We start from the raw sequence: 26,362 nt of genomic DNA, 5'->3' as shown, positions 1-26,362 counted from the left end.
AGCGCGCGGCCATCCCGCCGTGCCTCGTCACCTTTTTCCTTCCGAGGAGCGACCCCCATGCCGTTGATCTTTCCGCGCCTGCGCGGCACCTATGACCGCTTCGAGCCGCTGAGCTACGCCCTGCTGCGCCTGGCTTTCGGCCTGATGCTCGTGACCCACGGCCTGCCCAAGCTGCTGGGCCGCAGCCACGGCAGCATGGCCGACCCGATGAAGGGCTCGGTCAACCTGATCGCCAACGTGCTGCACCTGCCGGGCGCCGAGCTGCTGGGCTGGTTCGTCGCCATCCTCGAGGGCGTGGGCGGGCTGATGCTGGCGGCCGGGCTGCTCACGCGCGTGGTCGCCGCGATGGTCGCGGCGCAGATGCTGGTCATCTGCTACGTGATGGGCCCGACCTTCCCGTGGATCGACCGCGGCTTCGAATACCCGTTGATGCTGTTCTTCATCGCGCTGTGCCTGCTGGCGCGCGGCGGCGGCCGGCTGTCGCTCGATGCGCGCATCGGGCGCGAAGTCTGAACGGAAGAAGAAAGAAAGGAAGCCACGATGAATCCCACCGCATCCTCCGGCACCGGCGCGCCCGCGCTGAACCGGCGCACCTTCATGATGAGCACCGCGGCCGGCGCCGCCGGTGCGGCCGGTGCCGCGGGCACCGGTCTGGCGAGCGCGCAGGAGGCCACGGCCCCGCCCGCGCCGCCGCGCATCGACACCCGCGTCGTCATCAACGGCCAGCCGCATGCGCTGCAGCTCGAGCCGCGCGCCTCGCTGCTCGACGTGCTGCGCGAGCAGCTCGGCCTCACCGGCGCCAAGAAGGGTTGCGACCACGGCCAGTGCGGCGCCTGCACCGTGCACCTCGACGGCCGGCGCGTCGCCTCCTGCCTCACGCTGGGCGTGAAGACCGACGGCTGTGCCGTCACCACCATCGAGGGCATCGCCGCGCCCGACGGCACGCTGCATCCGATGCAGCAGGCCTTCGTCGACCACGACGCGCTGCAGTGCGGCTACTGCACGCCGGGCCAGGTGATGGCCGCGATCGCCTGCGTGCGCGAGGGCCATGCCACCAGCGAGGCGCAGATCCGCGAATACATGAGCGGCAACCTCTGCCGCTGTGGCGCCTACGCTGGCATCCTCGAGGCGATCCGCGATGCCGCCCCGCGCATGCGCGCCGAGACCGAAGCCATGGAGGGCCGTCGCCATGCATGACTTCGCCTACCACCGGCCGCGCAGCAGCGCCGAGGCCGTGCAGCTGCTCGCGCGCAGCCAGCCCGGCGCGCGCTACTTCGCGGGCGGCACCACCCTGTTCGACCTGATGAAGCTCGGCGTGGAAGCGCCGGCCACCGTCATCGACATCGGCCGCATCGAGGGCCTGCGCGAGATCGACGCCGGCGACCGGGCCGAGCTGCGCATCGGCGCGCTCGCCGCGATGAGCGACGTGGCCGAGCATCCGGTCGTGCGGCGCGAGTTCACCGCGCTGTCGGAATCGCTGTGGAAGGCCGCCTCGCAGCAGCTGCGCAACATGGCGAGCGTGGGCGGCAACCTGCTGCAGCGCACGCGCTGCGCCTATTTCCGCGGCGGCCCCGAGTTCGCCTGCAACAAGCGCGTGCCCGGCAGCGGCTGCGCGGCGCTGGCCGGCGTGAACCGGGGCCATGCGGTGCTCGGCGGCAGCGAGGCCTGCGTGGCCGTCTACCCGGGCGACTGGGCGGTGGCGCTCGCGGCCTTCGATGCGCAGGTCGACACGCTGAGCCCGCGCGGCGAACGCACGGTGGCCGTGCGCGAACTGCACCGCGCGCCCGGCGCCACGCCGCACCTCGAGACCGTGCTCGCGGCCGACGAGCTGATCGTGCGCATCCGCGTGCCGCGCACGCCGGTGGGCAGGGCCTCCACGTACCACAAGATCCGCGACCGCGAGTCCTATGCCTTCGCGCTGGCCTCGGCCGCCGTGGGCCTGCACCTGCGCGCCAACCGCGTGGTCGATGCGCGCATCGCGCTCGGCGGCGTGGCCACGCACCCGTGGCGCGCGCTCGAGGCCGAGCGCAGCCTGGTCGGGCGGCCCTTCACGCAGGCGGCGGCGCGGCGCGCGGCCGAGATCGCGTTCGCGCAGGCGAAGCCGCTCGAACACAACGGCTTCAAGGTGGTGCTCGGCATCGAGACGGTGACCGACGCGCTGATGCTGGCCCGGGACAGGAGCTGAACCATGGCAACCACGACAAGCAATCCCCCACGCGGCGCGCGACCCGGCGCCGAGCGCGTCGATGCGCACGACAAGGTGCGCGGCGCCACCCGCTATGCGGCCGACGATGCGCGCGCCGGCCTGCTGCATGCCGCGCTGGTGCCGTCGCGCATCGCGCGCGGCAGCGTGGCGCGCATCGACACCGGCGCCGCCGAGCGCGTGCGCGGCGTGCGCAAGGTCTACACGCACCAGAACATCGGCGCCTTCGAATCGGGCGGCTTCCTGATGGGCGGTGGCTTCGGCTTCCAGAGCTTCTATCCGCTGCGCTCGGCGCAGATCGCCTACCGCGGCCAGACGGTCGCGATGGCGGTCGCCGACACGCTAGAGGCCGCGCGCGAGGCGGCGGCGCTGGTGGAGGTGCGCTACGAGGCCCAACCCTTCGTCGCGGGCATCGACGCGCCCGACGCGCAGCCGCAGTCCCAGTCCGCGCTGCTGCCGCAGCCGATGTTCGCCGACCGCCGCGTGGGGGATGCCGAGGCTGCGCTGGCCGCGGCGGCCTTCACGGTGGAGGCGCGCTACGAGCTGCCGATCCAGCACCAGAACCCGATGGAAATCATCGCGACCGTGGCCGAATGGAACGAGGGCGTGCTGACCGTGCGCGAGCCGACGCAGAACGCCGAGGGCGTGCGCCACGGCCTCGCGAAGCAGCTCGGCATCGAGCCGGCGCGCGTGCGTGTGCTCTCGCCCACGCTGGGCGGCGGCTTCGGCCAGAAGAACTCGCTGCAGTCGCACACCGCGGCGGTGGCGATCGCCGCGCGCGAGCTCGGCCGGCCGGTCAAGCTGGTGCTGACGCGCGCGCAGCTGTTCCACAACGCCAGCTTCCGGCCCGCGAGCCGCCACCACGTGCGCCTGGGCGCGGACCGCGAGGGCCGGCTGGTCGCGGCGGTGCACGACATCGACCAGCAGACCTCGCGCCACGACCTCTTTCCCTCGAGCGGCAGCGAGATCACCTCGCGGCTGTACGGCGTGAAGCACTTCCTCGGCCGCGACCGGCTGGTGCGCACCGACGTGCAGACGCCGGGCTACATGCGCGCGCCCTTCGAGCATCCGGCGGCCTTCGCCTTCGAGAGCGCGGTCGACGAGATGGCCTACCTGCTGGGCCGCGACCCGGTGGCCTTCCGGCTCGCCAACGACACCGCGGTCGATCCGCTGAGCGGCAAGCCCTTCTCCTCGCGCCACCTGGCCGAATGCCTGGTGCAGGGCAGCGAGGCCTTCGGCTGGGCGCGCCGCGACATGGCGCCGGGTTCGATGCGCGCCGCCGACGGCAGCCGCATCGGCTGGGGCGTGGCCGTGGGCGCCTACAAGGCCGGGATGGCGCCGGCCTTCGCCACCGTGCGACTGGCCGGCGACGGCCGCGTGCGCGTGGCCGTGGGCGGGCACGAGATGGGGCAGGGCATGCGCACCGCGATCGCGCTCACGGTGTCGCGCGTGCTGGGCGCGCCGGTGGCCGCGGTGGAGATCGCGCTCGGCGACACCGGCGCCGCGCCGCAGCACCTGACCGCCGGCTCCTGGGGCACCGCGACCGTGCTGCCGCCGGTGCAGGAGGCGGCGCAGCGATTGATGGAGGACCTGCGCACCCGTGCGCCCGGCGCGGGCGCGAACGCCACCGCGCTCGAGCTGCTGCGCGCCTCGGGCCGCGCGCAGGCCGAGGCCGAGAGCCGGCGTCGCGCGCCCGGCCAGCCCGAGCAGGTGTACGGCCGGCTCACGGGCGGGCTGCCGGCCGCGGCCGGGCCGGTCTATCCCGACTACGTGGGCTTCAGCTTCATCGCGCATTTCGTCGAGGTGCGCATCGAGCCGACCACGCGGCGCATCCGCGTGCCGCGCGTGGTGAGCGTGGCCGACTGCGGCGCGGTCGCGAGTCCGCGCACCGCGCGCAGCCAGGTCGAGGGCGGCGTGGTCTGGGGCATCGGCGCCGCGCTGCGCGAGGCCAGCGAGGTCGATCCGCGCCATGGCGGCTTCCTCAATGCCGACCTGGCCGAGTACGTGCTGCCGGTGGCGGCCGACATCGGCCGCATCGAGGTCGGCTTCGTCGGCAAGCCCGACACGCGCTTCAACGCGCTCGGCGTGAAGGGGCTCGGCGAGGTCGCGATGGTGGGCGTGGCGCCCGCGATCGTGAACGCGGTGTTCCATGCCACGGGCAAGCGGCTGCGGCGGCTGCCGCTGCGGCTGGAGGATCTGCTCGACTGAAATCGGGAACCGGACGCAGAGGACGCGAAGGTTTCGCGAAGGACGCGAAAGGAAGACCAGAGAAAGGTGGGCTGCCATTGCGCATGGGCTGCGGGCTTCGCAGTCCCCGCGAAGAAGCACGACCCTTGAGAGGGCGCAGCCCACCTTCAAAGGCTGTTCTTTTGCGTCCTTCGCGAAACCTTCGCGTCCTCTGCGTACGGCTGCCCGATCCCGATCCCCTATCGAGCCACAACGACGCCTCAGACGTCGAAACCGCCCTGCAGCAGCCCGGCGAGCGTGCCCACCAGCGCCTCGCGCTGCGGCGCGGGCCGCCACAGCGCGCGCATCGATTGCAAGGCACCGGCCGCGCCCTGGCCGCTCTCCCACTCGGGATGGCTGCGCGCCGGCTGCGCGGCACGCAGCGTGGCGGCGATGGCTTCGCCGGCCGTATCGACGCGGCCGTCCACCGCCTCGATGCGCTGCGTGGCCGCATGGCCGCGGCGCTCGAGCGCGCGCGCGAGCTGCAGTTGCCAGGCCGCGAGCGTGAACAGCACGCCGTCTTCCACGGTGAGCTCGTGCACGTCGCGCAGCTTGTTGGCGAGCTTGCGGCCCAGCGGGCCCCAGCCCTGCGACACCGCGCTGCCGATGGCGCCGCCCAGCGCCACGCCGGCGCCGAGCGAGAGGCCGGCCACCGCGAGATCGGCCACCGCGCCGACCGCGGCGCCGATGGCCGCGCCCTTGCCCAGGCGCAGACCGGCGTCCTTCATCGCCTCGGGGTTGAAGAAGTCGAGCGCCCAGCGGCCCTCGATCATCGGCAGCGGCGCCTCGGCCGCGTCGCCGTGGCGAAAGCCGTAGAGCGCGAGCAGGTCGTCGGCGCAGCGCTGCGCCTTGTCGAACACGGTCTTGCGCAACGCGGCGACCAGCGCGTCGCGGCGCGCGGGATCGGCGAACTCGGCGGCCGGCACGCTGCGCCGCAGCGCGGTGGCGTCGACCAGCAGCTCGGCCACGCGCGTGGCGGCCGCGCGGCGGCGCGCCGCGGCTTCGGCCTCAAGCGCGTCGGCCACGCCGCGCAGCAGTTCGCGCCGGTCGCGCAGCAGGGTCGCGAGGTCGCCGTAGAGATCGCGCTCGGCGCCGACGAAGGGCGCGGCCGCGTCGAAGCGCACCTGCACGTGCAGGCCATAGGCCGAGAGCAGTTCCTTCCAGGCGGCCTCGCGGCTGGCCGCGTCGCGCACGAAGTTGAGCACCGGCAGCACCGGCCGCGCGCAGGCATTGAGCAGCTCGATCTCGTCGCGGAACTTGGGCAGCACCGGTTCGCGCACATCGATCACGAGGAAGGCGGCGTCGATGTCGAGCATGGCGCGCAGCACCTTGGCCTCCTGCTCGAAGGTGCCGTGCGCCTCGGGGCCCTGCAGGAAGCGGCGGATGCGCTCGGGCGGCGTGGCCTGGCCCGCGGGATCGATGCGCGAGAGATGCTCGCGCAGGGCCACCGCGTCCTCGAGGCCCGGCGTGTCGTAGAAGCGCACGGCGGGGCGGCCGTCGATCTCGAGGTCGACCGACTCGACATGGCGCGTGGTGCCGGGGCGGTCGGACACCGCGCCGAAATCGATGCGCCGCGTGAGCGTGCGCAGCAGCGAGGTCTTGCCGGCGTTGGTGTGGCCGACGACGGCGATGCGGATCGGGTCGCTCATCGAAGTACCTTCGTGCTTCGCACTGCGGTGCGAGCTTGCTTGGGGCGGCCCGGCGCGGCGCTCATGATGCAACGCTGTCGGTGGCGCCCAGCAGCTCGGCGAGCGAGGTGCCCGCGGCCACGCGCTCGAGGCCGGCGTCGCGCAGCCACGCGAGCCAGCGCGCGATCGCCGGGCCGTCGTTGCCGCCCTCGGCGATCAGCCACAGGCGGCACTCGCCGCTGTGCGCGAGCAGGTCGCGCACGAAGCGCTCGGTGCCGCGATCGGGGCTCGCGGCCGCGCGGCAGGCCAGCACCACGCTGCGCGGCCGCGCGAGCGAGCGAGCCGGTCGAGCAGCGCGCGGCGCTCGGGGGCGCTGCCGTCGATGCGCTCGAGCCGCAGGTCGGCGGGCAAGCCTTCGGGCGGCCAGGCGATGTCGGGCGGCAGTTCGAAGCCGACCAGCACGCGCAGGTCGCGCAGGTCCGAAGGCGCGAGGCCCACGGGCGCCTCGCGCGCGCGGCGGCCCGGATCGGCATCGACGATGGCGCTGGGCGCGAGCGCCGCGAAGCGGGCCGCGAGCTGGCGGTAGTAGGGCGCCTCGAGAGCGGGCCGCAGCGCCTGGCGGCGCAGGCGCCACACGGCGGCGCTCCAGCCCAGCAGCACGAGGCGCGGCAGCAGCCCGTAGGTGAGGATGCAGCCGGTGAGCCACAGCGCCCAGATGCGCTGGCCCGAGGCCGGCGGCGCGGCGGCCAGCACGGTGGCGGCATCGGGCACCGGGAAGCCCAGCTTCGACGGCGCCCAGCCCAGCGCGTCGACCGCGCGCACGAAGAAGGCGGGGTCGAGGATGGTGGTCTCCCAGCTCAGCGTGTAGCTGCGGAAGGCCAGCGCGAACAGCATCGCCGCCAGCACCACCGCGAAGGACAGCGACCAGATGCCGTGGCTCACGATGCCGAAGGCCCAGGGCAGCAGCTTCGCGCGGCCCAGCAGGTCGGTGGTGGCGCGCACGAGCAGCGGCGCCTGCCCATGCCGGCCGCCGGCCACGCGCGCGGTCAGCGAGAGCCAGATCCAGCCCAGCGAGGCCGAGCCGAACGACGAGAGCGGCAGCCACAGGCCGAGCAGCCACAGCAGCAGCGTCAGCAGGTGCACGCCGAGCAGGCTGACCAGTGCGACGATCACGTTGATGTGGCGCTCGCCGCTGCCCACGACGTTGCCCGCGAGCGCGAGGCCGGCGATGACGATGAGGGCCACGAGCCCGAGCAGCACCCAGGGCGACCATTGGCGCGCGCGATGCAGTTCGGCCTGCAGTCCGAGCCGCTCGCCGAGCTGGCGCGCGCGTTCGGCGATGCGCGCCGCGGTGTGCGGCGCCTGCGCGGCGATGCGCATGGCCTGCGCGTCGTCGAGCGGGCCGTTCTGCTCGGCCCATCGGATCGCCTCGGTGATCACCGCATCGGAAAAGTCGGGGTCCTCGCGCAGTGCGGTGGTGGTCAACAGCGTCCCTTCGCGAACAGAGGCGGGGCCGGCGGAAAGCCGACGAATGAGCCCTCGGCCGAGGGCGGCTCAGCGCGCGGATTATGCCCGGCGCCCCAACAGCAAAACGGGGCCGCGTGGCGGCCCCGTTTTTTCTGACGTGTGGATGGTTCGAGGGGGACTGAGGTCTTTCAGCGCAGGCCGAAGAACGAAAGCACGGCCACGACCACGACGACCAGACCGACGATGTAAATGATGGAATTCACCGCGAGCACTCCACGTTGTTGACGATGGTCCCAGCATCACTGCGCGAGGGGTGGGGGAGGTGTCGGCGGGGGGCGGCGGGTTCTGTAGGACTCGCGGGGCCGCGCATGACATATCTCCCGCTTCCGCGGCCTGTCTGCGCCGGCGCGCGGCGGCGTGACCATTGTTTGCACTGCCGCATCGCGCGGGCCGCCACACTCGGCGGCCTTTGCGGAGGTAGCGACCATGTCCGACGATTTCATCGACCCCATGCATCCCGGCGCGCGCGTGGCGCGAGCGGGCCATGCGCCTGCGCGGCGCCCGCATGCGTGGCTCCTGCCCACGCTGTTCGACCGCCTGCGCGACGAGGCGCCGGGCCAGCGGCGAGACACCATGTCCGACGCGGCGGCGAGCCCCGCGCGCCTGCGCGAGATCGTGCGGCGCGACCTCTCCTTCCTGCTCAACACCACCAGCGCCGAGGACCGCATCGACCGCGCGCGCCACGCGCTGGCCGCGGCCTCCACGCTGAACTTCGGCGTGCCCGCGTTCGCGGGCGGCCATGCCCCGCAGCGGCGCTGGAGCGAACTCGAACGCATGCTGCGGCGCGCGATCCGCGACTACGAACCGCGCCTGGTTGCCGACTCGCTGCGCATCGTGCCGCTGGCCGGCGCGGACGACCCGGGCAACGAACTGCGCTTCGAGATCCATGCGCTGATCGACCATCGGCCCTGTCCGCTCGAGTTCATGGTGCACGGCACGGTGGACCTCGAGTCGCGCCGCGTGCGCATGACCCCTGTCGAACGTTGAGACCCCGGGAGCGCCCGCCATGGACCCCCGAATGCTCGAGGCCTACAACCAGGAACTGGCCTACATGCGCGAGGCCGCGGCCGAGTTCGCCGCCGCCCATCCGAAGATCGCGCACCGGCTCGGCATGCAGGGCATCGAGGTGGCCGATCCCCATGTCGAGCGGCTGATCGAGGCCTTCAGCTTCCTGTCGGCGCGCATGCGCATCAAGCTCGATGCCGAGTTCCCGCGCTTCACGCAGCGGCTGCTCGAGGTGATGCATCCCCACTACCTGAGTCCCACGCCCTCGATGGCGGTGGCGCAGCTGCATCCGAGCGCGACCGAGGGCGACCTGCGGCGCGGCTTCGTCGTGCCGCGCGGCACGGCCTTCCATGCGAAGGTGGCGCCGGGCGAGCAGACGCCGTGCGAGTTCCGCTCGAGCCAGGCCGTGACGCTGTGGCCGCTCGAGATCGCGCAGGCCAGCCTCACGGGCGCGCCGCCCGACCTGCCGGCGCTCGAGCGCCATCTGCCGCCGCAGGTGCAGGTCGGCGGCGCGCTGCGGCTGCGCCTGCGCACGATCGGACCGCTGGGCTTCTCGGCGCTGGCCGGGCTCGACCGGCTGCCGGTCTGCCTGGTCGGCGATGCGCGCCTGGCCTCGCACCTGTTCGAGCTGCTGCACACCGCGGCCGTCGCCACGGTCACGGGCGCGCCCGGGCGGCTCGGCGAGCGCCCGCACGTGGTCGTGCACGAGGCGCTGGTGCACGAGGGGCTCGAGCCCGGCGAAGGCCTGCTGCCGCCGACATGGAACGGCCTCCATGGCCACAACCTGCTGCACGAGTACTTCGCCTGTCCCGAGCGCTTCCTCTTCTTCACGCTGACGCAGCTCGCGCCGGGCCTCGCGCGCATCGAGGGGCGCGAGGCCGAGATCGTGGTGCTGCTCGCGCGGGCTCCCCAGGGCCCGGCCATCGCGCAGGGCCTGGTCGACGCGGCGCAGTTCGCGCTGTTCGCCACGCCGGTGGTCAACCTGTTCCCGCGCCATACCGACCGCATCGAACTCGATGCCGCGCGCACCGAGTTCCACCTCGTGCCCGACCGCTCGCGCCCGCTCGACTTCGAGGTCTACGCGGTCGAGCAGCTGACGGGCCAGCAGGCGGGCCGCACGGCCCCGACGCCGTTCCGCCCGCTCTACCAGACGCTCAACGAGGACGAGGGCAACCACGGGCGCTACTTCTCGCTGCGGCGCGAGCCGCGGCTGGTGTCGGACACCGCGCGGCGCCACGGCACGCGCACGCCGTACGTGGGCACCGAGGTGTTCGTGTCGCTGGTCGACCAGCACGAGGCGCCGTACCCCGAAGGCCTGCGCAGCCTGTGGGCGCAGGCCTGGCTCACCAACCGCGACCTGCCGTGCCTGGTGCCGCGCAACGGCCGTGCCGATCTCGCGGCGGCCGAGTCGATGCCGGTGTCGGCGGTGGGTCTGGTGCGCCCGCCGAGCACGCCCCGGCCGCCGTTCGCGCAGCGCGAGATCGCCTGGCGGCTGATCCGGCAACTGGGCTTCAACCACCTGCCGCTGGCCGGCATGCCGCGGCACGAGGGCGCGCAGGCGCTGCGCGACATGCTGCGGCTGTTCGTCGCGGCCGACGACGAGGCCATGCGGCGGCAGGTCGACGCGCTCGTGGGCTCGCGCATCGCGCCGGTCACGCGCCGGCTGCCGGGCCACGGGCCGCTGGTCTACGGCCGTGGCGTGGCCTGCACGCTGAGCGTGGACGAGCAGGGCTTCTCGGGCGCCAGCCCCTACCTGTTCGGGCTCGTGCTCGAGCGCTACCTCGCGCGCCACGTGAGCATCAACGTCTTCACGCAGACCACGCTCGAATCGATGCAGCGCGGCACGGTCGCGCGCTGGCCGGTGCGCATGGGCGGGCGCGGGATCGTCTAGCTCTAGCTTTAGCTTTTGCGCCTCGGCGTGGGTTTTGCAGGCGCTTCCACGCCGAGCGCTTGTTGCAGCAGCCAGCGCATCGCGTCGCGCACCTCGGTGGCGTCGGCGCCCGCGTCGATCTCGAGCGCGGCGCGGTCGAAGGCGGCCGACAGCAGCTGCGAGAGCGCATCGAGCGAGACCTCGCCGCGGCCCATGTTGGCCTCGGCCAGTCCCTGGCGCAGCGAATGGGCGGCGTTCGCGTCGTCCATCGCCATGATCTCCGCCATGCCGAGCACGGCCGGCCCGTCGATCAGCAGCAGCCGGGTGCGGCCCGGCACCGTCATCGCGCGCAGGTAGGCGTCGCTGCCGGCCAGCAGCGCCTCGCGCGGCGCCAGCGCCCCGGGCGTGGCGGCCGCGATCTCGGCGGCCACCGCGCGCGATTCCTGTTCGAGCACATGGCGGAACAGGTCGCGCTTGTCGGCGTAGTGGTGGTAGAGCGCGCCGCGCGTGATGCCGGCCGCGGCCACGATGTCGGGCGTCGAGGTCTGGCCATAGCCCTGGTCGACGAAGAGGGCGCGCGCCGCCTCGGTCAGCGCCTGCCGCGTGGTCTCGGTGCGCTCCTTGTTGGTCCGGATGATCTTGGAGGTCATTTACATGCAGTCTGTATGTATGTATATTCAATCAAACATACAGAATGTATGTCAGTTCCAGCCTTCCGTTCCAGCCCTTCAAGGAGCCCTCATGAAAGTCACGAGCTACTACCCGGTCATCATGACCCACGACGTCGCCGGCACGGCGGACTTCTACCAGCGCCACTTCGGCTTCGCGCCGCTGTTCACGAGCGACTGGTACGTGCACCTGCAACTGGAGGGCGAGCCCTCGGTCAACCTCGCGGTGCTCGACGGCCGGCACGAGACCATTCCCGCCGCGGGCCGCGGCAAGGTAGCGGGCGGGCTGCTGTTGAACTTCGAGGTGGACGATCCCGACGCGGTGCACGACCGTCTGGCCGCGGCCGGCCTGCCGGTGCTGCTGCCGCTGCGCGACGAGGCCTTCGGCCAGCGCCACTTCATCACCAGCGACCCGAACGGGGTGCTGATCGACATCATCAAGCCGATCCCGCCGAGCGGGGAGTTCGTGGCGCAGTACGAGGCTGGGGCGCTGCCGACCTGATCGGTCAGGCCAGGCGGTTGCGAGGCTCAGGCCAACGCCGCCTCTTCCTCGTCGAGCGCGTCGCCCAGGAAGCCGCCGCTCTGGTGCGCCCACAGCCGCGCATAGAGCCCGCCCTTGGCCATCAGCGTGCGGTGGTCGCCTTCCTCCACCACGCGGCCCTCGTCGAGCACGATCAGCCGGTCCATCGCCGCGATGGTCGACAGCCGGTGCGCGATCGCGATCACGGTCTTGCCTTCCATCAGCGTGTAGAGGCTCTGCTGGATCGCGGCCTCGACCTCGGAGTCGAGCGCGCTCGTGGCCTCGTCGAGCAGCAGGATCGGCGCGTCCTTGAGCATCACGCGCGCGATCGCGATGCGCTGGCGCTGGCCGCCCGAGAGCTTCACGCCGCGCTCGCCCACGTGGGCCTCGTAGCCGTGGCGCCCGCTGGCGTCGCCCAGCGTGCCGATGAAGTCGTGCGCCTCGGCGCGGCGCGCGGCGGCCTCGACCTGCGCCGGCGTCGCGTCGGGGCGGCCGTAGGCGATGTTGTCGGCCACCGAGCGGTGCATCAGCGAGGTGTCCTGCGTCACCATGCCGATGTGGCTGCGCAGCGAGTCCTGCGTGGCCAGCGCGATGTCCTGGCCGTCGATCAGGATGCGGCCGCTCTCCAGGTCATGGAAGCGCAGCAGCAGGTTCACCAGCGTCGACTTGCCCGCGCCCGAGCGGCCCACCAGGCCGATCTTCTCGCCGGGTGCCACGGTCAGCGTGAGGTCCTCGATCACGCGCCGGCCGCCGGCCGCGCCGTAGCGGAAGCTCGCATGCTCGAAGCGCACTTCGCCGCGCGGCACCTCGAGCGCCTTCGCGTCCGGTGCATCGAGCACGGCGCGCGGGCGCGACAGCGTCTTCATGCCGTCCTGCACCGTGCCGATGTTCTCGAACAGGCTGGTCATCTCCCACATGATCCAGTGCGACATGCCCTGCAGCCGCAGCGCCATGGCGGTGGCCGCGGCCACCGCGCCCACGCCGACCGCGCCGGTGGACCACAGCCACAGCGCCGTGCCCGCCATGCCGGCGGTCAGGCCCATGCTCAGCGTGTGGTTGACGATCTCGAAGGCGCTCACCAGCCGCATCTGGCCGTAGCCGGTGTGCATGAACTCGCGCATCGCGTCGCGCGCGAAGCCGGCCTCGCGCTGCGTGTGCGAGAACAGCTTCACCGTCGCGATGTTGGTGTAGGCATCGGTCACGCGGCCGGTCATCAGCGCGCGCGCATCGGCCTGCGCCTTGCCGACCGCGCCCAGGCGCGGCACGAAGTAGATCAGCGCGCCGATGTACAAGGCCAGCCAGATCACGAACGGCCAGATCAGCTGCGCGTCGAGCACGCCGACCAGCACGATCATGGTGGCGACGTACACGCCCATCGCCACCAGCACGTCGGCCAGCACGAACACGGTCTCGCGCACCGCGAGCGCGGTCTGCATCACCTTGGCCGTGATGCGGCCCGCGAACTCGTCCTGGTAGAAGGCCATGCTCTGGCCCAGCATCAGCCGGTGGAAGTTCCAGCGCAGCCGCATCGGCAGGTTGATCGCGAGCGTCTGGTGCTTGACGATGGTCTGCAGCGCGACCACCGCGATGCTGGCGACCAGCAGCCCGGCCATCCAGGCGAGCGTGGTGCCGCGGTCTTCCCACAGGCGCGAGGGCACTTGCCCGCCGAGCCAGTCGACCACGCGTCCGAGCAGCGCGAACAGCAGCGCCTCGAAGGTCGACATCACGGCGGTGAGCACCGCCATCGCGAGGATCTTGCCGCGCACGCCCTGCGTGCAGGCCCAGAGGAAGGCGAAGAAGCCTTGCGGCGGCAGCGGAGGTTCGGCGGCGGGGTAGGGGTGTAGAAGTTTTTCGAAGAAACGGAACAAGGACTGACTCTCCCGAAGAGCCGAAGACTGTAGCCGCGAGCGCATGACCTTGCCCTGAAAAGGTGCGTTTCTTCAGCTTCTGCGTGGTTTGCGCGACGAACCGGCGGGAACGGGCGCGGTCTTTGGTTCGAGCGCCGCGAGCCGCTCGCCGAGGAAGTCTATGAAAGTACGCAGCTTGGGCGCCATGTACTGGCGGCTGGTGTAGACCGCGAACAGCGTCACCGGGTGCGGTTCGTGGTCGGGCAACAGGCGCACCAGCCGGCCCTGCGCGAGGTCGTCCTCGAGCAGCCAGCCCGGCATGAACGCCACGCCCATGCCCGCGCGCACCGCATGCAGCGTGAGCGTGGTGTCGTCCGAGCGCATGACCGGCGTGAGCCGCAGCGGGAACATGCGCCCGCCCGGCCCCTGCAGCGCGAGATGGTCGAGCGCCACGTAGCTCGGCACGATCGCGCCGAGCCGCGCCACCTCGGCTGGCAGTGCCGGCACGCCGCCCATGCGCGCGAGGTACTCGGGCGTGCCCGCGAGGAAGAAGGGCACGCGGCACAGCGGCCGCGCGATCAGCGCGAGCGAGGGCTCCTGCGTGGCGCGCAGCGCGAGGTCGTAGCCGTCGGCCGCGAGGTCGACCTTGCGGTTCTCGAGGTGGATGTCGAGCAGCACCTCGGGATAGCGCTCGCGGTAGTCGGCCAGCACCCGCGCGAAGCGCGCGGTGGCGCACCACACGGGCGCGCTGAGCTTGAGCTGGCCGCGCGGCGCCTCGCGGGTCTGGCCGATCGCGGCCTCGGCGGCGTCGAGCAGGTCGAGCGCGCGCCGGCTCTGCTCGTACCAGGCGGTGCCGGCCTCGGTCAGGCTCAGGTGGCGGCTCGAGCGGTGCAGCAGGCGCGCGCCCAGCGACTTCTCGAGCTGCGCCACGTGCTTGCTGGCCATCGGCGCCGACAGCCCGAGCCGCTCGGCGGCGGCCACGAAGCTGCCCGATTCGACGACCTCGCGGAACACGCGCAGGCTGGTCATGCGGTCCATCGATGATTTCCTCTGGAGAAACGATTCGATGAATCGTAGCCTGTCGATTTCCTCGCAGGAAATATCTACAGTCGACGCAACGCCTTCAAGGAAGCAACGACATGACCCACGACAACCCCAATCGCCTGCCCACCTACTTCATCTCGCACGGCGGCGGCCCCTGGCCCTGGATGAAGCGCGAGATGGGCGCCACCTACGACCGGCTCGCCGCCGCGCTGGCCGACATGCCGCGCCAGCTCGGCCGCACGCCCAAGGCCATCCTCATGGTGTCGGCCCACTGGGAGGCGCCGGTGTTCACGGTGCAGGGCAATCCGCGCCCGCCGATGATCTACGACTACGGCGGCTTCCCGGCCCACACCTACGAGGTGCACTACGACGCGCCCGGCTCGCCCGAGCTCGCGCAGCGCGTGCAGGCGCTGATCGCCGCGGCCGGCCTGCCGGCGGCCGTCGATCCCGAGCGCGGCTACGACCACGGCATGTTCTCGCCGATGGCCGCGATCTATCCGCAGGCCGAGGTGCCGGTGGTCCAGCTGTCGCTGCGCCGCGGGCTCGATCCGGCCGAACACATCGCGCTGGGCCGCGCGCTCGCGCCGCTGCGCGACGAGGACGTGCTGATCGTCGGCAGCGGCCTGAGCTATCACAACCTGCGCAACTTCGGGCCCCAGGCGCATGGCGTGTCGAAGGCCTTCGGCGACTGGCTCGATGCCACCTCGGTCGAGGCCGCGCCGGCGCAGCGCGTGCAGCGCCTGCGGGACTGGGCCGCCGCACCCTCGGCGCGCATGGCGCATCCGCGCGAGGAGCACCTGATTCCGCTGATGGTGGCGGTGGGCGCGGCCGAGCAGGAGGCGGGCGAGCGCGTCTATCACGAGGAGGCCTTCATGGGCGGCCTCGTGGTGTCGAGCTACCGCTTCGGCGGCGCCGGCTACTTCTGATCGCCGCGGCGCTCGGCGCCGTCGGCATCGACCAGCCCGACGCGCTGCTGCCGGCCCCAGGTGCCGCGACCGGTCAGGAAGGTCCACCAGCCCCAGGCCGCGCCCGTGTGGCGCAGCAGCTGGAAGGTGAAGGGCTCGATCAGCGCGGCCGCGAAGGCCTGCAGCATGCCGGCCTCGCCGCCGTGGCCGACCCAGCGCCGGTACAGGTGCACCGACCACAGGTGGAAGAAGAGGTCGAGCACGATCTTGGCGGCGATCACGCCGGCCGCGGGCAGCAGCACGCCGAAGTCGCCGCGCACCAGGTACATCACGAGCAGGCCGAAGGCCGCGAGGCCGTACAGCGGCTGCAGGGTGTCGATGGCCTTGACCGGCAGCATCGCGATGCCAAGCCAGCCGTAGCGGCGGTCGCCCACCATCGCGCGGTACCAGTACTGGGTCTGCAGGAAGCCGCCGAACCAGCGCCGGCGCTGGCGCAGGAAGGCGCCCACGCTGCTGGGCGCGTCGGTGCGCGCCTGCGCGTCGCCGAGCACGCGCACGCGCCAGTCGAGGCCGTGCGCCTGGGCATGGCGGTGCAGCCGGTGGATGAGTTCGTAGTCCTCGACCAGGCAGTCGGTGTCGAAGCCGCCCACCGCGCGCACCGCGTCGCGCCGGAAGCCCGCGAAGGCGCCCGAGATCAGCAGCAGGCCGTCGACGCGCATCCAGGCATAGCGCGAGAGGAAGTTGCGGATGTACTCGTAGGTCTGGAACCACTGCAGCAGCCGACCGCCCAGCGTGCGGCTGCACACCGGCGTGATGACGCCGGTGGCCGCCACCAGCGCGGGTTCGTCCGAGAAGGCGCGGCGTACCGCGGCGATGGCATGCGCGTCGAGCAGGGTGTCGCCGTCGACGGTGAGCACGGTTTCGGTGTCGATGCACAGCACCGCGACGTTCAGCGCCACCGCCTTGCCGCCGTGCGGCAGCCGCAGCCAGTGCAGGTTGGGATGCAGGGTGCTCGCGGCGCTGAGCTGCCCCGGCTCGGGCGCCTCGAGCCCGTAGCGCGTGGTGAGCAACTCGGCCGTGCCGTCGGTCGAGCCGTCGTCGGCGATCACGATGCGGTCGGGCGCATCGGTCTGGCCCAGCAGCGCGGCCAGGGTCACGGGCAGCACCGCGGCCTCGTCGTGCGCGGCGACGATCACGCCGAGCGTGGCGCGGTGCGGTGCCACGGCGGGATGCGGCAGCGGCGCCGAGGTCAGCGCGATGCCGCGCGGGCGCAGGATCGCGAGCGTCTGCCAGCCGACGAACAGCAGCAGCACCGTGTCGTAGAGCACGTAGGCCACGCCCACCGACCAGGCCTGCACGTTGCCCAGGCGGAAGGCCATGGCGAACAGCAGGCCCCACAGCAGCAGCACGCCGCCATGGATGAGCCAGCTTCGCAGCGGCGTGGCGGGGGGCGAGAGTCGCGGTGACGCGGCGACGAAGGCGGAGCGGAGCAGGTCGTTCAAGACAGGGGGGCGCCAGGGCGATGGGAATGTGTACGCACGGAACGGGCCGGCGGTTTCGAATGTCCGAGGCCGAAGACCGGACAATCGCGCGCCTGACAGGCTGAGTCGCACTCCCGCCGAAAATTCCCGCATGCCCCCTCACCATCGCTACACACGCACCGCCATCGCGCTGCACTGGATCATCGCACTGCTGATGATCGTCAACATCGCGCTGATCCTCTCGGTCGACCGCTTTCCCGACGACTGGGTGCGCCCGGCCATCGACACCCACAAGTCGATCGGCATCACCGTGCTGGGGCTGGTGATCCTGCGCATCCTGTGGCGCGCCACCCACCGTCCGCCGGCCATGCCCGGCAGCTATGGCCGGCTCGAACGCATCGGCGCGCACGCGGCCCATGGCGCGCTGTACCTCGTGATGATCGCGCTGCCGCTGTCGGGCTGGATGCACGACTCGGCCTGGAAGGATGCGGCCACGCATCCGATGCAGCTGTTCGGCCTGTTCGAATGGCCGCGCATCGGCTGGATCATGGACATCGAGGCCGCCGCCAAGGAGAACCTCCACACCGTGCTGGGCGGCGTCCACACCTGGGCCGGCTATGTGCTCTATGGGCTGTTCGCGCTGCACCTGATCGGTGCGCTCAAGCACCAGTTTCTCGATGGCGAGGCCGAACTCCAGAGGATGCTGCCATGAGCGCGGGCCTGTCCGGACTCTCGGCCGCGACCGAGGACGAAGCCCGCGCCGTCATCGCGCGCGTCGATGCGCTGTCGACCCACCACGACATCGAGCAGGCCGGCGTGCGCGTCCGCTGGCGCCGCTTCGGTCCCGCCGACGGCGGCGCCCATCCGCCGCTGGTGCTGCTCCATGGCGGCCACGGCAGCTGGATGCACTGGCTGCGCAATGCCGAGGCCCTGTCGGCCGAGCGCGCGCTGTGGCTGCCCGACATGCCGGGCTTCAACGATTCGGGCACGCCGCCGCCGCCGGCGCCCGACGAACATCCGCTCGCGCCCTCGCTCGCGGCGCTGGCCGGCTCGCTCGATGCGTTGATCGGCGCCGGCACGCCGATCGACCTCGGCGGTTTCTCCTTCGGCGGCGTGGTGGCCTCGCAGTTCGCGCTGCACCGGCGCGCGGTGCGCCGCATGCTGCTGGTGGGCAGCGGCGGCCACGGCACGATGCGGCGCATGGCGGTGGAGATGATCAACTGGCGCCTCGCGCAGGACCGCGAGGCGGAGCGTGCCGCGCTGCTGCACAACCTCGGCGCGCTGATGCTGCACGACATGTCGCGCGCCGATCCGCTGGCCTTCGAGATCCACGACATCGCCTGCCACGGCACGCGCTTTCGCAGCAAGGAGGTGTCGCGCCGCGGCGGCCTGCAGGCAGCGCTGGCCGAGATTCCCGGGCCCAAGCTGTTCCTCTGGGGCGAGTTCGACGTGACCGCCGATTCGCGCGCGCTGGTCGCGCGGCTCGTGGCCGAGGGCCCGCAGCGCGAAGGCGCCGTGGTCGACGGCGCGGGGCATTGGGTGCAGTACGAGCGGGCCGAGGAATTCAACCGGCGCGTGGTGGCGTTTCTGGATTGAAAGGCGGACAGCCGGACGCAGAAGTCGCGAAGGTTTCGCAGAAGTCGCAGAAGAGAAATCCAAAAAGGTTTTTTCTGCGACTTCTGCGCGTCTTGGTCTTCCTTCTGCGTTCGGCTGTCCGCTTTCCGGCTGTCTGCTTCAGCCCAGCACTTCCGCCGCGTGCCGCTTCCAGAACGCCGCGTCGGGCACCGGCCCCGCGCCGGCCGCGGCGTTCTCGGCCATGTGGGCCGCGCGGCTGGTGCCGGGGATGGTGCAGGTCACGGCCGGATGGCTCAGCACGAACTTCAGCAGCACCTGGGCCCAGCTCGCGCAGCCGATCTCCGCGGCCCAGCCGGGCAGCGCGCGATCGCGCAGCCGGCGCAGCAGGCCGCCGCCGCCGAAGGGCATGTTGACGATCACCGCCACCCCGCGCTCGGCCGCCAGCGGCAGCAGCCGTTCGGCGGCGGCGCGTGCGTCGAGCGAATAGTTGATCTGCAGGAAGTCGAGCCGCTGCGCGCGCAGCACCGCCTCGACCTCGTCGTAGGCCGAGGCCGTGTAGTGCGTGATGCCCAGGTAGCGCACGCGGCCCTGCGTCTTCCACTCGCGCAGGGTCGCGAGCTGGGTGCGCCAGTCGACCAGGTTGTGGATCTGCATCAGGTCCATGCGCTCGGTGCGCAGCCGCGCGAAGGACTGCTCCATCTGCGCGATGCCGGCCTCGCGGCCCGAGGTCCAGACCTTGGTCGCGAGGAAGGGGCGGCGCGCGCCGCGAGCCGCCGCCGTGGCGGCCAGCAGCTCGCCGGTGCTCTCCTCGGAGCGGCCGTACATCGGCGAGCTGTCGATCGCCGTGCCGCCCGCGGCGAACAGCGCCTCGAGCACGCCCGCGAGGCGCTGGTACTCCTCGCTGCCGGGACGCTGGTCGAAACCGATCCAGGTGCCGCAGCCGATCACGGGCAGCGCTTCCTGGGTGGAGGGAATGGGGCGGGTGTGCATGGTCGGCGGGGGCGTGGGCCCGGTGGGCCGCTGCGCGAAGGCGGCCAGCGCGGCGCTCGCGGGCAGGGCCGCGGCGAGGCGCAGGAAGCGCGCGCGATGCATCGGCGCCGCGAACGCGGACCGCGAGGTAGGCGTCGGACCGGGGGACTTCATGGGGGGAGGGTGACATCGACGATAGCACCGCCCCCCGGATCGCGCCGCGAGCCCGCCGGTTGGCGCCGATGCAACACCTTCGTCCGGTGGATTGCCCGCGGATGTTCCCGAATGTATCGTGCGCGTCCGCAGGTGGAGGGCCTGCCGCCCGGCCATCGATCGATCGATCCGCCGGCGCCATCCCGCAAGACCATTCCAACAAGAGAGACACGACGTGAACCCGCTCCCCCGAACCATCGTCCGCCTGCTGCGCGGATGCGTGCTGCTGCTCGCCGCGGCCCTGCTGGCCGCCTGCGTCGCGCCGCCGATCGCCCCCCAGCAGACCCTGACCGGCCACGAAGGTGCCGTGGTGATGAAGCTGATCACCAACAGCCCCGGCGAGAACGACCCGGCCGAAACCCTGTGGACCCTGCATCTGCAGCGCGTGCTGGAGCCCGGCGAGAAACAGACCGGTCAGGACATGGTGGTGCTGCAGCGCACGCGCCATTCCACCTACACCACGGCCGTGTTCAGCGGCATGGTCGCGCCGGGCCGCTACATCATCAAGCACGCCGCCGGCGGCTCGGGCAACATGAGCTACACCTTCCCCATCGATGCGAAGTTCGGCAGCTTCGACGTGGTGCGCAACGAGGTCACGCTGCTCGGCACCCTGCTGATCCAGCCGCGCGGGGGCACGCGCTTCGTTGTCGCCTACGTGCGGCCGGAGGAGGAGCTGCAGAAGACCTTCGAGACCCTCTATCCCGCGCTCGCGGCGCAGACGCGCGATCGTCCGCAGCACGGCTTCATCTTCACGCCCGACCTGCAGCGCCGCGCCGCGCTGGCGCCGCAGCTCAAGCGGCTCGCGTCCGCCTGGCATGGCCTGGCACAGACCGCCGACGGCGAGTTCATGGCCGGCGCCAAGCTCGGCAAGGTGCTGTGGCGCAAGAGCGGCGAGAGCCGCTGGCGCGAGATCGACGCGAAGACCTGGCGCGAGGTGCTGTCGGTGCGGCCGTACCGCGGCGGCCTGCTGGTGGCCGGCGAGGAGGGCCTGCTGCGGCTGTCGACCGACGAGGGCGATACCTGGAAGGACCTGCTGCCGCCCGACGATGGCCTGATCCAGCTGGCGCAGCCGATGCGCGACGGCAGCCTGGTGGTGATCTCGCGCAGCGACAGCCAGTGGAAGGTCTACGCGTCCGTCGACCCGGCCGCCGGGTGGCGCAAGCTCGGCGAGTTCTCCGACACACGCTCGATCAACATCCCGTGGATGCGCAGCATGGCCTTCGGCACGCCCGAGCGGGCCGGCGTGATGATGCCCAACGGCGACCTCCACGCCACCGACGGCCGCACGCTGACGCGCTCGAGCAATGGCCAGTCCACCCTCGACGTGAACGCGCTGCCCGACGGCACCCTGGTGTCGCAGACGGCGATCTTCACCAAGTCCACCATGCTGTCGCCCGACTGGGGGCAGACCTGGACCGATCTCAACACCAGCCGCTTCGTCGTGACCATCGCCTTCAAGGACCGCCAGACCGCCTATGCGGTGGCGCCGATCGCGCCCGGGTTCATGCCCGGCGCGATGGGCCTGATGACGACCCGCGACGGCGGCAGGAGCTGGACGCACACCGGCAGCTCGCCGAGCGTCACGGGGCCGCACGCCGTGCGCCAGATGATGGTGGACCGCTCCGACGGCTCGCTGATCGCCTTCCTGCCCGACAACCTGATCCTGCGTTCCGCGGACGAGGGCAAGAGCTGGAAGATCGTCAAGGACAACTGAGGCGCGGCGCGGTCTTCACTGCGCCTGCGAGACCTTGACCCCCGCGGCCCCGCCGGCCGGCCGGTTCATGTACGCCAGCGTGCTGCCCACCAGCGCGCGCACGCCCACGCGCAGCGCCGACTCGTCGATCACGAACTCCGACGAATGGTTGGGCGCGCCGTTGCGGTCGGCGAAGGGCGAGGCATTGAGGTGCCAGAACACGATCGGGATGTTCTTGCCGAAGGAGCCGAAGTCCTCCGAGCCCATGCTCGGCTGCGACTCGCGCGCCTTGCCCGGGCCGGCCGCGGTCTCGAGCGCCTGCGTCACCGCCTGCGTGGCGGCCGGATCGCTGACCAGCACCTCGTAGCCGGTGTCGATCGTGACCTCGGCCGTGAGGCCGTGGCTCTCGGCGATCTTCTGCGCCTTGAGCCGGATGGCGTCGTGCGCGGTCTTCTGGTTCTTCTGCGACAGCGAGCGCACGGTGCCGGCGATCTCGGCCGTGTCGGGCAGGATGTTGACGCGATTGCCGCTCTGCAGGAGGCCCACGGTCACCACGGTCGGGCCGTCGAGCGGATCGATCTGGTGGCTCACGATGTTCTGCAGCGCCAGCGCGATCTCGGCCGCGGCCAGCGTGGGGTCCTTCGCGGTCCAGGGCGAGGAGCCGTGGCCGCCCTTGCCCTTGAGCGCGATCTTGAACACGTCGCCGCTGGCCATGAGGCTGCCGCGCCGGTAGCTGATGGTGCCCGAGGGCGCGCGCGCACTGATGTGCTGGCCCATCACCACGTCGACCTTCGGGTTCTCGAGCACGCCGGCCTTGACCATCGCGGGCGCGCCGCTGGCCACCGGCCCCGGGCCCTGTTCCTCGGCGGGCTGGAACAGGAACACCACCGTGCCCGGCAGCTCGTCGCGCACCTTCGACAGCGCCTGCGCCGCGCCCAGCAGCATCGCCACGTGGGTGTCGTGGCCGCAGGCGTGCGAGACCGGCACGTCGCTGTTGAGCCAGGGCGCCTTCACGGTCGAGCGGAACGGCAGTTCGTTGCGCTCGGCTACGGGCAACGCGTCCATGTCGGCGCGCAGCGCCACCACCGGGCCCGGCTTGCCGCCGCGCAGCACCGCCTTGATGCCGGTCTTGGCGACGCCGGTCTGGACCTCGATGCCGGGCATCTTCGCGAGCGCCGCCGCGATGTAGGCGGCCGTCTGCAATTCCTGGTACGACAGCTCCGGATGCTGGTGCACATGGCGGCGCCATTCGATCACCTGCGCCTCGGAGGCATCGGCGAGCGCCAGCGCGCGTGCCGTCAGCGCGTTGCCGGCATCGGGCGCCGGCGCCGTCTGGGCCGAGGCCGCGACGTGGAGGAGGCTGCCGGAGAGCATCAGCAGGGCGAAGCGTGAGCGGAGTTTCATGGGTGGATGCGAAAGGAGGATGAAGGGAGGTGTCGAGGCGGCCGACCTTAGCGAAAGCCGGCGCATCGGAAAAGACTCGAAAAACTCCAGGGCGATCAAAATCCCTGATCACCCCCATTTCCTCGTCCTCCCATGAACCTGCGCCATCTGAAGATCTTCGAAGCGATCGCCGAGGCCGGCAGCATCCGCGCCGCGGCGCGCGTGGCCGGCCTCACGCAGCCCGCCATGACCTATGCGATGCGCGAGCTCGAGCAGAGCGTGGGCGCGCAGCTGCTGGTGCGCAGCGCCCAGGGCGTGTCGCTCACCGTGATCGGCGAGGCCCTGCTCCAGCGCGCGCGGCTGCTGGCCAACGAGGTGCGCCGCGCCGAGGACGAGATCGCCCAGCTGCGCGACGGTGCCGGCGGCCTGCTGCGAGTCGCCTTCAGTTCCTTCGCGGTCGAGCGGCTGCTGCCCGACGCGCTGCAGGACTTCCGCCGCAAGTGGCCGGGCGTCGCGCTCGAGCTGCAGGAACTCAGCGGCGCCGACGTGAAAGGCCTCTGGAGCCGCGGCGACTTCGACTTCGCCATCCTCGGCGAACTCGCGCCCGATGCCGATGACGGCGTGCACCGCGAGCTGCTGCTCGAATTCCCGCTGGCCGTGGTCGCCGGCGCCAGGCATCCGCTGGCGCGCGTGCGCTCGATGGCGAAGCTGCACGAGGCCATGTGGGTGGTGCCCTGGTACGGCGTCGAGCTGCTGCGCCGCCATTTCGCCGCGGCCGGCCTGCCGCCGCCGCGCGACATCGTGATCTGCCATTCGTGGCAGCTCGGCATCACGCTGGTGAAGAAATCCGGCGCGCTGACCCTGGCCGCGACCTCGCTGTTCAAACATGCGGCGGCGGCGCGCGGGCTGGTCGCGCTGCAGGTCGCCGACAGGCTGCCCCAGGTGCGGGTGTCGTTGCTGATGCGCGACCCCGCGGCGCTCACGCCGGCGGCGCGGGCCTTCTCGCAGTCGCTGAAGGCGGTGGCGGACGGGGTGGCGGCGCTCGGGCGGTAGCCGGGCGCCCCGACCCGAAGACACGAAGGGGGTGGCTGTGCTCCAATCCCATCCCACCCTCGCCATTCAGCCGCACTCGCCGCACTCGCCGCACTCGCCATGGGCCTGCCGCTTCCGCTCGTTCGCCTGTCCTCGCTCGACCTCGTGCGCGGCTTCGTCGCGGTGGGGCGGCGCATGAGCATCTCGCTGGCGGCGCAGGACCTGTGCGTGACCCAGTCGGCGGTCAGCAAGCAGGTGCATGCGCTCGAGGCGCAGCTCGGCGTGAAGCTGCTGGTGCGCGGCCATCGCTCGATCTCGTTCACGCCCGAGGGCGAGCGGCTGTTCCGCAGCGCCGACGCGGTGGTGCAGCAGCTGCAGGAGGTGATGGGCGAGATCGGCCGCACCGGCGCGCAGCGGCCGGTGACGCTGAGCGCCAGCATCGGCGTCACGGGGCTGTGGCTGCTGCCGCGGCTGAGCCGGGTGCAGGACATCCATCCGGGCGTGGACGTGCGCGTGTCGGCCAACAACCGCGTGGCCGACCTGCGCAACGAAGGCATCGACCTCGCGATCCGCTACACCACGCCCGCGCTGGCGCCGGCGGGCGCGGTGCGGCTGTTCGGCGAAACGGTGGCGCCGGTGGCGCATCCCTCGCTGGCGCTGCCGCCGCTGGCCTCGGCCGAGTCGATCGCGGCGCTGAACCTGCTCGAGTTCGACGATGCGCAGCGGCCCTGGCTGCAGTGGCGCGACTGGCTGGCCGCGGCCGGCTGGGCCGACGCCAGGCCGCGCGGCATGCTGCGCTTCAACCAGTACGACCAGCTGATCCAGGCCGCGATGGCGGGGCAGGGCGTGGCGCTCGGGCGGCTCGAGCTGATCCAGCCGCTGCTCGACGACCGGCGGCTGGTGCGCGTGGAAGCCGCGCTGCCGGCCCAGCCCTCGGGCCATGCCTACTGGCTGATTCAGGCCGAGCCGCAGCCGCGCGAGGAAGTGCGGCACGTGGCCGAGTGGCTGGTGGCCGAAGCGAAGGGTTTCGCGCCGCGCTGAGCCCGTGGGGTTCAGGCGCCGGCCTGCGCGCGGGCGAATGCCAGCGCATCGTCGAGCCGGTCGTTGCCCCAGAACATCTCCTCGCCCACGAAGAAGGTGGGCGCGCCGAAGATGCCTTTCTCCATCGCGGTTTCGGTCTGGCGGCGCAGGCGCAGCTTGTTGGCGTCCGACAGCGCCTCGTCGATCACGCGGTGCGCGGGCAGGTCCATCTCGGCGAGCAGCCGGGCCATGGTCTCGGGCGCGTCGATGTCGCGGTCCTCGGCGAAGTTCAGCCGCATCGTGCGGCGGCAGAACTCGCCGATCCACGGCTGGCCGGCGCCGGCCAGCGCGATGCGCAGCGGCAGCACGGCGGCACGCGGGAAATTGCTGGGCCGCTGCCAGGGCAGGCCGTACTTGCGGCACTGGCGCACCATGTCCTTCCAGACGTAGTCGCCCTTTTCCTTCTGCAGCACGAAGGGCGAGGTCTCCCAGCCCAGCGCGCGGAACACCGGCCCGAGCAGGAAGGGCTGCCAGCGCAGCGCGACGCCATGCGCGGCGGCGGCCTGCTCGATGCGCATCGCGCTGAGGTAGCTGTAGTTGCTGCCGAAGTCGAACCAGAAGTCGAGCGTGGGTGCGTTCATGGCGATGGCCTTTCTCACTCGAACACCACCAGGCAGCGCGCCTCGATGCTCTCGCGCAGCGGGGCATCGGCCGACGCCAGCGGATGGTCGAAGGCCGCGTGCGGCGTGAAGCGCGCGACGCCGCCGAGCTGCGCGTCGTACTGCTTGAACACCAGCGCCTCGTGCCGGTCCATGCGCGAGAAATACGACCAGCGGTGGGTGGCGGCATGGGTGGCGAGGTAGATCTCGCCGGTGCGCTTCGGATAGCGCACCTCGGCATTCACCAGGTCGCGCGCCATCACCGTGCGCGCATCGCAGACGGCCAGCGGGGTGTCGAGCACCGGCCCGGCGATCGAGCGCCAGATGTTGACGATGCAGTAGCGCCGCACGGCCGCGGCCTCGGCCGCGCTCGCGAGCACCAGCGCGAGCCGGCGCCGTCCCGATTCCTCGGTGTAGTCGTTGTGGATGCGGCCGTTGGCAGCGGCCTTGCCGTCGGTCTTGCCGCGGCCGAAGTTCAGCGCGGTGCGCTCGGGCTCGCGCTGTCGCACCAGGTGGTCGAACACATGGGCGCGCGCGCCGCCGGTGACCGCGAGCGCGAGCGCGGCCAGCTCGGGGTAGTAGACGGCCCGGACCTCGGCATCGTCGAGGAAGTCGGCGACCGCCGTGGGCGCCTCGCGCAGCTCGAAGCCCTCGCGCTCGATATGGGTCGGCCGGCCGCGGGCATCGGCGATCGGCATCGCGATTCGCTCGTACTCGCCGCTTTCCCAGGGCAGGCCGGGCGGCGGCGTGAAGGCGTAGCTGTAGGGCCGCAGCGCGGTCGGCCGCAGGTAGTTGAGGCCGGCCTCGATGTCGCCGCTGGCGGGCAGCGCCGCCGCGGCGATGGCCGAGCCGGCGGGTGGGGAATGGGAAAGGGTGGCGTGCATTCCTGGGGCT

General features: G+C 72.0%; 22 protein-coding genes and 1 pseudogene. 13 read left to right on the top strand and 10 right to left on the bottom strand.

The features are described from left to right. Window positions 1-57: 57 nt before the first annotated feature. The 4 genes from INQ48_19255 (at window position 58) to INQ48_19240 (ending at window position 4,411) form a co-directional block, all read left to right on the top strand. Window positions 58-513 (top strand): DoxX family protein, encoded by a 456-nt coding sequence (locus tag INQ48_19255; GenBank protein QRF55524.1) that lies wholly within the window; start codon window positions 58-60, stop codon window positions 511-513. Between the two features lie 87 nt (window positions 514-600). Next, entirely contained in the window at window positions 601-1,197 is a 597-nt protein-coding gene (locus tag INQ48_19250) for a (2Fe-2S)-binding protein (protein QRF60806.1), read from the top strand. Then, a complete protein-coding gene (locus INQ48_19245) occupies window positions 1,190-2,185 on the top strand; it encodes a xanthine dehydrogenase family protein subunit M (protein QRF55523.1) in 996 nt (331 codons plus the stop codon). The genes INQ48_19250 and INQ48_19245 overlap by 8 nt, the downstream gene beginning before the upstream one ends. Window positions 2,186-2,188: 3 nt before the next feature. After that, window positions 2,189-4,411 carry a xanthine dehydrogenase family protein molybdopterin-binding subunit gene (locus INQ48_19240; GenBank protein ID QRF55522.1) on the top strand — a complete coding sequence of 741 codons (2,223 nt, stop codon included), beginning with the start codon at window positions 2,189-2,191 and terminating at the stop codon, window positions 4,409-4,411. A gap of 239 nt (window positions 4,412-4,650) precedes the next feature. Here the strand turns inward: INQ48_19240 and INQ48_19235 are convergent, their stop codons facing one another. Together INQ48_19235 and INQ48_19230 are read right to left on the bottom strand one after the other, a co-directional pair. Beyond that, complete coding sequence (locus tag INQ48_19235) at window positions 4,651-6,078, bottom strand: GTPase/DUF3482 domain-containing protein (GenBank protein ID QRF55521.1); 1,428 nt, start codon at window positions 6,076-6,078, stop codon at window positions 4,651-4,653. Window positions 6,079-6,139: 61 nt separating this feature from the next. Next, window positions 6,140-7,542, bottom strand: a pseudogene (locus INQ48_19230) (DUF2868 domain-containing protein). A 492-nt stretch (window positions 7,543-8,034) separates the two neighbouring features. Here INQ48_19230 and tssE point away from each other — a divergent pair. Together tssE and tssF are read left to right on the top strand one after the other, a co-directional pair. Next, window positions 8,035-8,571: a type VI secretion system baseplate subunit TssE gene (tssE, locus tag INQ48_19225; GenBank protein QRF60805.1), complete on the top strand. Its 537-nt coding sequence runs from the start codon at window positions 8,035-8,037 to the stop codon at window positions 8,569-8,571. A gap of 19 nt (window positions 8,572-8,590) precedes the next feature. After that, window positions 8,591-10,480 (top strand): type VI secretion system baseplate subunit TssF, encoded by a 1,890-nt coding sequence (tssF, locus tag INQ48_19220; GenBank protein QRF55520.1) that lies wholly within the window; start codon window positions 8,591-8,593, stop codon window positions 10,478-10,480. Between the two features lie 8 nt (window positions 10,481-10,488). Here the strand turns inward: tssF and INQ48_19215 are convergent, their stop codons facing one another. Then, complete coding sequence (locus INQ48_19215; protein ID QRF55519.1) at window positions 10,489-11,109, bottom strand: TetR/AcrR family transcriptional regulator; 621 nt, start codon at window positions 11,107-11,109, stop codon at window positions 10,489-10,491. A gap of 91 nt (window positions 11,110-11,200) precedes the next feature. On the opposite strand from INQ48_19215, the gene INQ48_19210 reads away from it, so the two are divergent. Further along, entirely contained in the window at window positions 11,201-11,629 is a 429-nt protein-coding gene (locus INQ48_19210) for a VOC family protein (protein ID QRF55518.1), read from the top strand. 26 nt (window positions 11,630-11,655) lie between these two features. Here INQ48_19210 and INQ48_19205 read toward each other — a convergent pair whose 3' ends face one another. Together INQ48_19205 and INQ48_19200 are read right to left on the bottom strand one after the other, a co-directional pair. After that, window positions 11,656-13,515 (bottom strand): ABC transporter ATP-binding protein, encoded by a 1,860-nt coding sequence (locus INQ48_19205; GenBank protein QRF55517.1) that lies wholly within the window; start codon window positions 13,513-13,515, stop codon window positions 11,656-11,658. A gap of 72 nt (window positions 13,516-13,587) precedes the next feature. After that, a complete protein-coding gene (locus INQ48_19200) occupies window positions 13,588-14,532 on the bottom strand; it encodes a LysR family transcriptional regulator (protein ID QRF55516.1) in 945 nt (314 codons plus the stop codon). 101 nt (window positions 14,533-14,633) lie between these two features. Here INQ48_19200 and INQ48_19195 point away from each other — a divergent pair, with 101 nt between their 5' ends. Next, the gene (locus INQ48_19195; protein ID QRF55515.1) at window positions 14,634-15,464 is read left to right on the top strand and encodes a dioxygenase; all 831 of its coding nucleotides are present in this window, start codon (window positions 14,634-14,636) and stop codon (window positions 15,462-15,464) included. Here INQ48_19195 and INQ48_19190 read toward each other — a convergent pair. Beyond that, window positions 15,455-16,945 carry a glycosyltransferase gene (locus INQ48_19190; protein QRF55514.1) on the bottom strand — a complete coding sequence of 497 codons (1,491 nt, stop codon included), beginning with the start codon at window positions 16,943-16,945 and terminating at the stop codon, window positions 15,455-15,457. The two genes, INQ48_19195 and INQ48_19190, sit on opposite strands and share 10 nt — an antisense overlap. A gap of 130 nt (window positions 16,946-17,075) precedes the next feature. Here INQ48_19190 and INQ48_19185 point away from each other — a divergent pair, with 130 nt between their 5' ends. Together INQ48_19185 and INQ48_19180 are read left to right on the top strand one after the other, a co-directional pair. Beyond that, on the top strand, window positions 17,076-17,636 hold the full coding sequence (locus tag INQ48_19185; GenBank protein ID QRF55513.1) for a cytochrome b: 561 nt from the start codon (window positions 17,076-17,078) through the stop codon (window positions 17,634-17,636). Further along, on the top strand, window positions 17,633-18,520 hold the full coding sequence (locus INQ48_19180; GenBank protein QRF55512.1) for an alpha/beta fold hydrolase: 888 nt from the start codon (window positions 17,633-17,635) through the stop codon (window positions 18,518-18,520). Before INQ48_19185 ends, INQ48_19180 begins: the two co-directional genes overlap by 4 nt. 138 nt (window positions 18,521-18,658) lie before the next feature. Here INQ48_19180 and INQ48_19175 read toward each other — a convergent pair whose 3' ends face one another. Next, a complete protein-coding gene (locus INQ48_19175; GenBank protein ID QRF60804.1) occupies window positions 18,659-19,591 on the bottom strand; it encodes an aldo/keto reductase in 933 nt (310 codons plus the stop codon). 265 nt (window positions 19,592-19,856) lie between these two features. Between INQ48_19175 and INQ48_19170 the strand changes: the two genes are divergently transcribed. After that, window positions 19,857-21,395, top strand: coding sequence for a hypothetical protein (locus INQ48_19170; GenBank protein QRF55511.1), 1,539 nt, complete (start codon window positions 19,857-19,859; stop codon window positions 21,393-21,395). A 15-nt stretch (window positions 21,396-21,410) separates the two neighbouring features. Here INQ48_19170 and INQ48_19165 read toward each other — a convergent pair whose 3' ends face one another. Continuing rightward, the gene (locus INQ48_19165; GenBank protein ID QRF55510.1) at window positions 21,411-22,778 is read right to left on the bottom strand and encodes an amidohydrolase; all 1,368 of its coding nucleotides are present in this window, start codon (window positions 22,776-22,778) and stop codon (window positions 21,411-21,413) included. A gap of 132 nt (window positions 22,779-22,910) precedes the next feature. Here INQ48_19165 and INQ48_19160 point away from each other — a divergent pair, with 132 nt between their 5' ends. Together INQ48_19160 and INQ48_19155 are read left to right on the top strand one after the other, a co-directional pair. Continuing rightward, window positions 22,911-23,810, top strand: a complete 900-nt coding sequence (locus tag INQ48_19160) for a LysR family transcriptional regulator (protein QRF55509.1) — start codon at window positions 22,911-22,913, stop codon at window positions 23,808-23,810. Between the two features lie 105 nt (window positions 23,811-23,915). After that, window positions 23,916-24,830 carry a LysR family transcriptional regulator gene (locus INQ48_19155; protein QRF60803.1) on the top strand — a complete coding sequence of 305 codons (915 nt, stop codon included), beginning with the start codon at window positions 23,916-23,918 and terminating at the stop codon, window positions 24,828-24,830. A gap of 11 nt (window positions 24,831-24,841) precedes the next feature. Here the strand turns inward: INQ48_19155 and INQ48_19150 are convergent, their stop codons facing one another. Together INQ48_19150 and INQ48_19145 are read right to left on the bottom strand one after the other, a co-directional pair. Beyond that, window positions 24,842-25,450 carry a 2-hydroxychromene-2-carboxylate isomerase gene (locus INQ48_19150; protein ID QRF55508.1) on the bottom strand — a complete coding sequence of 203 codons (609 nt, stop codon included), beginning with the start codon at window positions 25,448-25,450 and terminating at the stop codon, window positions 24,842-24,844. Between the two features lie 14 nt (window positions 25,451-25,464). Continuing rightward, a complete protein-coding gene (locus INQ48_19145; GenBank protein ID QRF60802.1) occupies window positions 25,465-26,277 on the bottom strand; it encodes a methyltransferase in 813 nt (270 codons plus the stop codon). Between the last annotated feature and the right edge of the window lie 85 nt (window positions 26,278-26,362).

Source organism: Variovorax paradoxus (genome assembly GCA_016806145.1).
Taxonomy (GTDB): domain Bacteria; phylum Pseudomonadota; class Gammaproteobacteria; order Burkholderiales; family Burkholderiaceae_C; genus Variovorax.
Note: the sequence above shows the minus strand (reverse complement) of the source record. Positions and strands in the feature narration are given on the sequence as shown.

Bases quoted from the DNA above. Each gene is read 5' to 3' on its own strand.
- INQ48_19255 (QRF55524.1), top strand. From the start codon at position 58: ATGCCGTTGATCTTTCCGCGCCTGCGCGGCACCTATGACCGCTTCGAG.
- INQ48_19250 (QRF60806.1), top strand. From the start codon at position 601: ATGAGCACCGCGGCCGGCGCCGCCGGTGCGGCCGGTGCCGCGGGCACC.
- INQ48_19245 (QRF55523.1), top strand. From the start codon at position 1,190: ATGCATGACTTCGCCTACCACCGGCCGCGCAGCAGCGCCGAGGCCGTG.
- INQ48_19240 (QRF55522.1), top strand. From the start codon at position 2,189: ATGGCAACCACGACAAGCAATCCCCCACGCGGCGCGCGACCCGGCGCC.
- INQ48_19235 (QRF55521.1), bottom strand. From the start codon at position 6,078: ATGAGCGACCCGATCCGCATCGCCGTCGTCGGCCACACCAACGCCGGC.
- tssE (QRF60805.1), top strand. From the start codon at position 8,035: ATGCATCCCGGCGCGCGCGTGGCGCGAGCGGGCCATGCGCCTGCGCGG.
- tssF (QRF55520.1), top strand. From the start codon at position 8,591: ATGGACCCCCGAATGCTCGAGGCCTACAACCAGGAACTGGCCTACATG.
- INQ48_19215 (QRF55519.1), bottom strand. From the start codon at position 11,109: ATGACCTCCAAGATCATCCGGACCAACAAGGAGCGCACCGAGACCACG.
- INQ48_19210 (QRF55518.1), top strand. From the start codon at position 11,201: ATGAAAGTCACGAGCTACTACCCGGTCATCATGACCCACGACGTCGCC.
- INQ48_19200 (QRF55516.1), bottom strand. From the start codon at position 14,532: ATGGACCGCATGACCAGCCTGCGCGTGTTCCGCGAGGTCGTCGAATCG.
- INQ48_19195 (QRF55515.1), top strand. From the start codon at position 14,634: ATGACCCACGACAACCCCAATCGCCTGCCCACCTACTTCATCTCGCAC.
- INQ48_19185 (QRF55513.1), top strand. From the start codon at position 17,076: ATGCCCCCTCACCATCGCTACACACGCACCGCCATCGCGCTGCACTGG.
- INQ48_19180 (QRF55512.1), top strand. From the start codon at position 17,633: ATGAGCGCGGGCCTGTCCGGACTCTCGGCCGCGACCGAGGACGAAGCC.
- INQ48_19175 (QRF60804.1), bottom strand. From the start codon at position 19,591: ATGCATCGCGCGCGCTTCCTGCGCCTCGCCGCGGCCCTGCCCGCGAGC.
- INQ48_19165 (QRF55510.1), bottom strand. From the start codon at position 22,778: ATGAAACTCCGCTCACGCTTCGCCCTGCTGATGCTCTCCGGCAGCCTC.
- INQ48_19160 (QRF55509.1), top strand. From the start codon at position 22,911: ATGAACCTGCGCCATCTGAAGATCTTCGAAGCGATCGCCGAGGCCGGC.
- INQ48_19150 (QRF55508.1), bottom strand. From the start codon at position 25,450: ATGAACGCACCCACGCTCGACTTCTGGTTCGACTTCGGCAGCAACTAC.